This is a genomic window from Isoptericola sp. NPDC060257 (assembly GCF_042726645.1).
Lineage (GTDB): Bacteria > Actinomycetota > Actinomycetes > Actinomycetales > Cellulomonadaceae > Isoptericola > Isoptericola nanjingensis.
Window position 1 is genome coordinate 1 of the sequence record NZ_JBHXAW010000205.1, and the last position, 8303, is coordinate 8303.

General features: G+C 75.0%; 8 protein-coding genes. 3 read left to right on the forward strand and 5 right to left on the reverse strand.

All coding sequences use genetic code 11. The features are described from left to right. The 3 genes from ACFWEK_RS15630 to ACFWEK_RS15640 form a co-directional block, all read right to left on the reverse strand. The coding region (locus tag ACFWEK_RS15630) for an iron chelate uptake ABC transporter family permease subunit (RefSeq protein WP_430554619.1) at positions 1–670 on the reverse strand (670 nt) is incomplete at its 3' end. A 20-nt stretch (positions 671–690) separates the two neighbouring features. Further along, complete coding sequence (locus ACFWEK_RS15635; RefSeq protein WP_430554620.1) at positions 691–1677, reverse strand: ABC transporter substrate-binding protein; 987 nt, start codon at positions 1675–1677, stop codon at positions 691–693. A 99-nt stretch (positions 1678–1776) separates the two neighbouring features. Continuing rightward, entirely contained in the window at positions 1777–2583 is an 807-nt protein-coding gene (locus ACFWEK_RS15640; RefSeq protein ID WP_430554626.1) for an ABC transporter ATP-binding protein, read from the reverse strand. A 228-nt stretch (positions 2584–2811) separates the two neighbouring features. On the opposite strand from ACFWEK_RS15640, the gene ACFWEK_RS15645 reads away from it, so the two are divergent. Next, positions 2812–4776 (forward strand): beta-N-acetylglucosaminidase domain-containing protein, encoded by a 1965-nt coding sequence (locus tag ACFWEK_RS15645; protein WP_430554621.1) that lies wholly within the window; start codon positions 2812–2814, stop codon positions 4774–4776. A gap of 99 nt (positions 4777–4875) precedes the next feature. Here ACFWEK_RS15645 and ACFWEK_RS15650 read toward each other — a convergent pair whose 3' ends face one another. Next, the gene (locus tag ACFWEK_RS15650) at positions 4876–5727 is read right to left on the reverse strand and encodes a TrmH family RNA methyltransferase (RefSeq protein ID WP_430554622.1); all 852 of its coding nucleotides are present in this window, start codon (positions 5725–5727) and stop codon (positions 4876–4878) included. Between the two features lie 43 nt (positions 5728–5770). Continuing rightward, a complete protein-coding gene (locus ACFWEK_RS15655) occupies positions 5771–6793 on the reverse strand; it encodes an AraC family transcriptional regulator (protein ID WP_430554623.1) in 1023 nt (340 codons plus the stop codon). A 135-nt stretch (positions 6794–6928) separates the two neighbouring features. Here ACFWEK_RS15655 and ACFWEK_RS15660 point away from each other — a divergent pair, with 135 nt between their 5' ends. Together ACFWEK_RS15660 and ACFWEK_RS15665 are read left to right on the forward strand one after the other, a co-directional pair. Beyond that, positions 6929–7630, forward strand: a complete 702-nt coding sequence (locus ACFWEK_RS15660; protein ID WP_430554624.1) for an NAD(P)-dependent oxidoreductase — start codon at positions 6929–6931, stop codon at positions 7628–7630. Positions 7631–7706: 76 nt separating this feature from the next. Then, positions 7707–8243, forward strand: a complete 537-nt coding sequence (locus ACFWEK_RS15665) for a GNAT family N-acetyltransferase (RefSeq protein WP_430554625.1) — start codon at positions 7707–7709, stop codon at positions 8241–8243. The last annotated feature ends 60 nt before the right edge of the window (positions 8244–8303 follow it).

An 8303-nucleotide genomic window follows, 5' to 3' on the forward strand; every position in this document is an offset into this window, starting at 1 on the left:
GGAGAGCGCCGAGCACCCCGGCGGCCACCACCGGCGCCGCGAGGCTCACCGTCCGCGTGCCCGACTGCACGATGCTGCCGCTCCCCCAGGCGAACAGGCCGGTCGTCTCCTGCTCGAAGAGCACGAGCAGCACCATCGTCAGCGAGTGGAGCGCGAGCATGATGGCCGAGCCGGCGAGGACCAGCCGGGTGGGGCCGTCGGCGCCGCCGCGCGCGAGCGCGAGCACGAGCGCCGCGGCCGCCAGCCCGCCCACGAACGCGATGCCGCCCTGCAGGTAGAAGGGCACGCTCAGGCCCAGGGCCGCCGCGGCGACCACCGTGACGTACGCGCCGGCGTTGACCGCCAGCGTGTCCGGCGAGGCCAACGGGTTGCGCGCCACCGACTGCAGCACCGCGCCCGCGACGCCGAGGGCGACGCCCACGAGCAGGCCCGCCAGGAGGCGCGGCAGCCGGGAGGAGACGAGCACGGCGACCGTGCCGTCGTGGTCGGCGCCGACGAGCGCGCGCAGCACGTCGAGCGCGCCGACGTCCGCCGTGCCCTGGGTGAGGTGCACCGCGGCCAGGACGAGCACGGCCAGCAGCGCGACGGCGAACGCCGCGACGACACGGACGGGCGCAGCCCGCCGCCCCGGCACGGTGGCGGGGGCGGCGGACGGCGGGGAGACGGTCACGGACACGTGCTGCGGGCGGGTCAGGCGAGGGCGTCGACGAGCGCGTCGATGTACGCCGCACCCGAGAGGGGTCCGCCGAACATCCAGATGCCGTCGGGGATGCGGTGCACGTCGCCCGCCGTGACGAACGGCAGCTGCTCCCACACCTTGTTGCCCTTCAGCCCGTCGGCGAACGGGTCCGCCTCCGAGTCGTTGGCGGCGTAGACGAACTTCACGTCGCCGAGCTTCGTCAGCCCCTCGACGTCGGTCTGCGCGAGCCCGTAGTCGGGGTCGCCGCCCTCGGTCCACGCGTCCTTGAGGCCGACGGCCTCGCCCAGCGCGCCGAAGAAGGACCCCGGCGTGTACATGCGCACGGAGACGGTGCCGTTGGCGATCCAGCCGTCCGCCATCGTGAACTCGGCGCCGCCGAGCCCGGCCTCCTCGAGGGCGGCCTTGCCCTCGGCGACCTTGGCGTCGAAGTCGTCGAGCGCGGCCGCGGCGGCGTCCTGCTTCCCCGTGACCTCACCGAGGGTGGTCACGGTCTCCCTCATGTACCCGAGCGGGTCGGTGCCGTCGGAGCCGCGCAGCGTCAGGACCGGCGCGACCTCCTCGATCTGGGCGATGACGTTCTCGGGGAGGTCGGTGGTGGTGACCACCAGGTCCGGCTCGAGCGCCGAGATCGCGTCGAGGCTGGGCTCGCCGCGCGTGCCGACGTCGGGCGTGCCCTCGTCGATCGGCGCGACCGTGTCCCACGTGTTGTAGCCGGCCACGTCGGCCTGGCCCGCGGGCTCCACACCGAGCGCGACGAGGTTCTCGGTGAGGCCCCACTCGAGCGAGACGACGTCGGCCGCGGGGGCGTCGAGGGTGTGCTCGCCGCGCTCGTCGGTGTACGTGACGGGACCGGTCGAGGCCGACGGCTCGGCGGCGGCCTCGGCCGCCGGGTCCTCGGTGGTGCCGCACGCGGTGAGGGCGAGCGCGGCCACGGCGGCGGCGGTTCCGGCCAGCAGCGAACGGGTGGGGATGCGCATGGGTGTCTCGGTGTCCTTCGGGTCGGTGCGCCACGGTTCGGGGCGCGACGGTGCCGGGCGGGGGCGCCGGCGAGGTGTGGGTCTGGTGGCGAGGGAAGGTCAGACGCCGCGCGTGGCGTGCCTGCCGACGGCCTCGCAGCGGGTGCGGCCGGTGTCCGGGTGGGTCGTGACGTCGACGCGGATCCCGTAGACCTCGCTGAGGAGCTCGCTGGTGAGCACCTCGGCCGCCGGGCCGGAGGCCCGCACCTGGCCGCGGTGCAGCACCACGACGTGGTCCGCGACGGCGGCCGCCTGGTTGAGGTCGTGCAGGACGACGCCGACGGCGACGCCGTGCTCGGTGGCGAGGTCGCGCACGAGGTCGAGCAGCTCCACCTGGTAGCGCAGGTCGAGGTAGGTGGTGGGCTCGTCGAGCAGCAGCACGCCGGTGTCCTGCGCGAGGCAGGTCGCGAGCCACACCCGCTGCAGCTCGCCGCCGGAGAGCTCGTCCACGCCGCGCTCGGCCATCTCGGCGACGCCGGTGACGTCCATGGCGTGCGCGATGGCCCGGGGGCCGTCCGCGTCCGCGGACCGGAACCGCCCGCGGTACGGGTGCCGGCCGTAGGCGACGACGTCGCGGACGGTCACGCCGCTCGGCGTCGGGTGGCTCTGCGACAGGAGCGTGACGCGCCGCGCGAAGTCCTTGGGGTGCAGGGCGAGCGCGTCGGTGTCGCCGTCACGGTCGCCGTCGGCGAGAGTGACGCTGCCCGCGTCGGGGCGGTGCAGCCGCGCGAGCGAGCGCAGCAGGGTCGACTTGCCCGAGCCGTTGGGGCCGAGCAGCGCCGTCACGGCGCCCGGCCGCAGCTCGATCTCCGCGTCCTCGACGACGGTGCGGCGGTCGTAGGACAGCCGCAGCCCGCGCCCGGCCATCGCGGCGGCGGGACGGGACTCGACCACGGGGGGCGGCGAGGGCACCAGGGTCTGACTCACGTAGGTGAGGCTAACCTTCACCGAAGGGTTACGTCATCCCCCTGTTGCGTAATTCCCTGTGACGCGGGTCACCGACGGGCGTCGTCGACGACGTCGTCGTCTTCCTGTTGACAGGAGCATCGGCCTTCGTCAGGGTGGTCAAACTGGTCTAGACCAATGGAGGTTCCCATGACCACCGTCAGACGACGACTCGCCGCCGGAACGCTGACCGTCGCGACGCTTCTCGCCACCGGAGCGACCACCGCCACCACCGCCGGCGCCACGACCGCGACGAGCGCCCAGGACGACCTTCCCATCGTCAGCCCCGCACCGCAGGACATGCGCCGTTCGGGTCACGACCTCAGGCTCTCGCGCACCGTCGACGTCGTGGTCGACGACGGCACGGACCCGGCGGCGCGGCGCGCGCTGGAGGAGCTGCTGCGCGAGCACGGCGTCCGCACGGTCGAGCGGGACGGGGACGCCCGCGGCCCGGCGCGGGGACAGGTGCGCGTCCTGCTCGGGGACGGCGAGCGGGCCGACGTCCGCGCCGCCCTCGGACGTGTCGACGTGCCCGACCGCGACGAGGGCTACGCGGTGCGCGTCGATCCGACGGGCGAACGCGGCACGGTGACCCTCGCGGGCCACGACGGCGCCGGGCAGTTCTATGCCGTGAAGACCCTCGAGCAGCTGCTGGACGACCGGCGCGCCGGCACCACCGTGGCGGGCGCCACGGTGGTGGACTTCCCGGCCATGCCGCTGCGGGGCACGATCGAGGGCTTCTACGGCGAGCCATGGACGCACGCCGAGCGGCTCGACCAGCTGGCCTTCTACGGCGACGTCAAGGCGAACACCTATGTGTACGCGCCGAAGGACGACCCGTACCACCGCGAGAAGTGGCGCGAGGACTACCCGGCGGACAAGCTCGCGGAGCTCGCCGAGCTGGTCGGGGCGGCGACGGCGAACCACGTGCGCTTCACGTTCGCGCTCTCGCCGGGCAACAGCGTCTGCTACTCCGGCGAGGACGATCTGGCCGCCCTGGAGCGCAAGTTCCAGGCGCTCTACGACGTCGGCGTGCGGGCGTTCAGCATCCCGCTCGACGACATCGACTACTCGCGCTGGGCCTGCGACGCCGACCGCGCCGCCTACGGGGAGCCTTCTCCGGGCAACGCCGGCAAGGCGCAGGCGGACTTCCTCACCCGCGTGCAGGAGGGCTGGATCGAGACCCACGACGGCGCCCGGCCGCTCCAGATGGTGCCGACGGAGTACTACAACACCACCGAGTCGCCGTACAAGGCCGCGCTGCGGGAGATGGACGAGGACGTCGTCGTCATGTGGACGGGCAACGACGTGGTGCCCCAGTCGATCTCCGTCGACCAGGCGATCGAGGCGGACACCGTCTTCGGCGGGCCGACGTTCCTGTGGGACAACTACCCCGTCAACGACTACGGGCAGACCAGCGGGCGGCTGCTGCTCGCCCCGTACGACAAGCGCGAGCCCGGCCTGTCCGACCACCTGGCGGGCATCGTCTCGAACCCGATGAACCAGGCCGCGGCGAGCAAGGTCGCCGTCTTCGGCATCGCCGACTTCGCCTGGAACGACCGCGGGTACGACCGCGACCGCAGCTGGGTCGAGGCGATGCGCTACCTGGCCCACGACGACCGGGACGCCGTGGAGTCGCTGCTCGCCTTCGGCGACCTGAACCACCTGGCACCGAGCTTCGGCGACCCGTGGCAGCCGCAGGCGCCCGCCCTCGCGGAGCAGATCGGCACCTTCTGGGAGCGCTGGGAGGCAGGCCACCGGCGGGCGGCGGTCGCCGGCCTGCGGGACGACGCCCGGACGGTCGCGGACGTCCCCGAGACGCTCCGGAGGTCCGACGTGGACCCCGCGTTCCTCTCGGACGCCGCGCCCTGGCTGGACGCGAACGACCTGTGGGGCGACGCGTTCCTGGCCACGCTCGACGCCGCGGAGGCCGACCTGCGGGGTGACACCGCGCGGCGCGACGCGCTCCTGGCCCGGGCCGACGCCGCGGCCGAGGCGGCCGCGCAGGTGATCGTCGACCCGCCGGACAACCGCTGGGGCGCCGCCCCCGTGAAGCTGGGAGACGGCGTGCTCGACGTCTTCCTCGAGGACCTGGCCGCCCGGCTCCGCGACTGACCCCGCGAGGCGTCGAGCGTGCTGACCTGAACCTCGGGCGGCCATCAGGTCAGCGCGCTCGACAGGTCGGCACGCTCGACGCCGGACCGGCGACCCGCGTCAGGCTCGCGTCGCCCAGAACGCCACCGCCGACGCGGCGGCGACGTTGAGGGAGTCCACTCCCCCGGCCATGGGGATGCGCACGACGACGTCGGCCGCGGCGACGGCACCGCGCGACAGGCCGTCCCCCTCGGTGCCCAGCACCATCGCGAGGCGCTCGGGCGGGTCGGTCACCAGGTCGTCGAGGGACACCGAGTCGTCGGACAGGGCGAGCGCCGCGACGGTGAACCCGTCGTCCTGCAGCGCGTGCAGGCCGCCCGGCCAGGAGTCCAGCCGTGTCCACGGCACCTGGAACACGGTGCCCATGGACACGCGCACCGAGCGGCGGTAGAGCGGGTCGGGGCAGCGCGGCGAGACGAGGACGGCGTCCACGCCGAGGGCCGCCGCGCGGCGGAAGATCGCGCCCACGTTCGTGTGGTCCACGATGTCCTCCAGCACGGCGACGCGGCGCGCGCCCGCGCCCCCGCGGGCCGCGGCGAGCAGGTCGTGCACGGAGGGCAGCACCGGCCGGTGCATCGCCGCGAGCGCCCCGCGGTGCAGGTGGAACCCGGTGATCCGCTGCACCACGTCGTCCGACCCGACGTACACGGGGGCGTCGGGGTGGGCCGCGAGCACGTCGGCCATGGAGTCGAGCCACTTCTCGGCCATGAGGAACGACCGGGGGCGGTGGCCCGCCTCGAGCGCACGCCGGATCACGGACGACGACTCGGCCATGTACAGCCCCTCGGCGGGCTCCCGTGCGGCGCGGAGCTTCACGTCCTTGAGGTCGGTGTAGTCGTGCAGGCGCGGGTCCGCGGGGTCGGTGACGCGGGTGGTGCGGGCGTCGTCGACGCCGGGCTCGGGGGTGCTCACCGAGGCATTCTCCCCCGCACCGCACCGCACCGTTGCCGCCCCCTCAGCGCGCGTGCACCTCGGCGAGGCTGCGCGCCGGGCCGGTCGAGCGCCACGCGCCCGGCGTCGCGCCGTGCCGCCGCACGAAGGCGCGGTGGAACCCTGGCACCGAGTCGTAGCCGACCTGCCGGGCCACGCGCTCGACGCTCGCGTCCGGCGCGCGGAGCAGCCGCGCGGCGACGTCCATCCGGCACCCGGCCACGTAGCCCATGGGCGGCTCGCCCACGGTGCGGGCGAACCGTTCGGCGAACGCGGACCGGGACAGCCGCGCGACGGCGGCGAGCGACTCCAGCGACCAGGGCCCCTCCGGCGCGACGTGCACGGCACGCAGCACGGGCCCGAGCGCCGGGTCGCGCAGCGCGGCGATCCACCCCGACGCCGGCTCCTCCGCCTCGAGCCAGCGCCGCACCACGTGCACCAGGAGCACGTCGGCCAGCCGGGCCGTGACCACGTCCGTCCCCGGCCGCGGATGGTGCACTTCGTGGTCGATCGCGGCGACGACGGCGCGCAGCCAGCCGCCGTCCGCCCCGTCATCGCCCGCGCCCGACCCGCTCGCGGCGCCCGGCGCCCGGAGCACCGGCGGCAGGCTCGCCAGCAGGCGGCCGACACCCGGGTCGGTGAACCCCACCGCCCCGCAGACGAGGGTCGCCGGACGCCCGCCCCCGTCGATCCGCAGCTGCTCGTACCGGTCGGCGACCACCGTGCGGTCGACGTCCCAGAGCCCGGTGGCGGGGTCGTCGGCGGTGCCGGTGATCGCGTGGCCGGCGCCGTGCGGCACCAGCACGAGGTCGCTGGGGCCGAGGTCGTGCCGCCCGCCCTCGACATCGACGACCGCCCGGCCGTCGAGCAGCAGGTGGAACATCAGGACGCCCGGCAGCGCCGGCATCGCGATGCCCCACGGCTCGGAGAACCGGCCGGTGGAGCAGAAGACGGCGTCCATCTCGAGGGTCCCGAGCACGTCGGCCCAGGGGTCGACCTGAGGTTTCCCGGCGCCCGGGACGGGCAGCAGGGCGGCAGCGTCGCTCATCCCGCCATCCTGCGACCGCCCGGACGAACGGTCAAGACTCCCGGATGTGACCTCATGGTTCGTCCGCCACCCTGCCGGAAGTCTGGAACCAGACGCCGGAGCCGCACGGGGCTCGGCACGACGAGGAGGACTCTCATGGACGTACTGGTGGTCGGAGCGACGCGGGGCAGCGGCCTCGCCATCACCCGCGAGCTCGTGGCCGCGGGGCACCGCGTGACCGCGTTCGGCCGGACGGCGACCACCGCGTTCGCCGCACCGGCCGCTGGGCCGGGCGCTGGGCCGGGTTCCCTGCGGCCCGTCGACGGCGACGCCCTCGACCCCGAGGCGGTCGCCAAGGCCGTCGCCGGGCAGGACGCCGTCGTCGTCACGCTCGGCATCTCGGACAACCCGCTCGCCGTGCAGTGGCTGCGCCGGTCGAGCACCCCCGCGGACGTGCGCTCGCGCGGCACCGCGACCGTGGTCGCGGCCATGCGCGAGACCGGCGTGCGCCGCCTGGTCGTGCAGAGCACGTACGGCCTCGGCGACTCGTGGGCGCACCTCGACCTCACCTGGAAGCTGGTGTTCCGGTTCGTCATCGGCCGCCAGTTCACCGACTCGGGTCGCCAGGAGGAGGTGGTGCGCGCCAGCGGCCTCGACTGGACGCTCGTGCGCCCGGTCTCCCTCACCGACGCCCCGGACGACGCGGCCGACGGCGCCGACGTCGAGAGCCCCGCCCACGTCACGACCGACGACACGCGGCGCGGGCTCAAGGTGTCCCGCGGGCAGCTCGCACGGGTGCACGCCGCCGCCCTCGCCGACCCGGCCGCCGTCGGGGCGACGCTCAGCGTCTCCGCATGACGTCCGCACCACCTCGCAGACCCCGCGGGGCCCCGACCGGCGCGAGCCTGTCGGGGCCCCGTGCCAGGATCGCGAGGTGACCTCCCACGTCCCGGCCCGCACGCCCGCCGTCGTGCTCCGCGACCGCACCACCGCCGACCTGCCCGCCCTCGTCGACGTCCTCGCCGCCCAGCAGGCGGCGTCGGGCTACCCGCACCGGTGGCCGCTGCCCTTCCCGGTCGAGGAGTTCCTGGTGCGGCCCGACGAGGAGCGCGCGTGGGTCGCCGAGCTCGACGGCGCGGTCGTGGGGCACGTGAGCGTGACGTCCGTGCCGGACGACCGGTTCGGCGCCATCTGGTCCGCGGGCGCCGGCCGCCCCGTCGACGAGCTGGGTTGCGTGTCGGTCCTCTTCGTCGGCCCGGACGCGCAGGGCCGCGGCGTCGGCGGCGCGCTGCTCGACGTCGCCGTGGCGCACCTGCACGCCGGGGGCCGCACGCCGGTGCTCGACGTCGACGACCGCGACGGCGTCGCGCACGCCGTCTACCTCCACCGCGGGTGGCGCGTCGTCGGCGAGGCGCGGTTCGACTGGCAGCGCGAGGGCGCGCCGCCGGCCCGGATGCTCGTGCTCCCCTGACCGCAGAAGGAATCGAGCGTGCTGACTTGATCCTCACACGGGCCGTTCGAGGATCAAGTC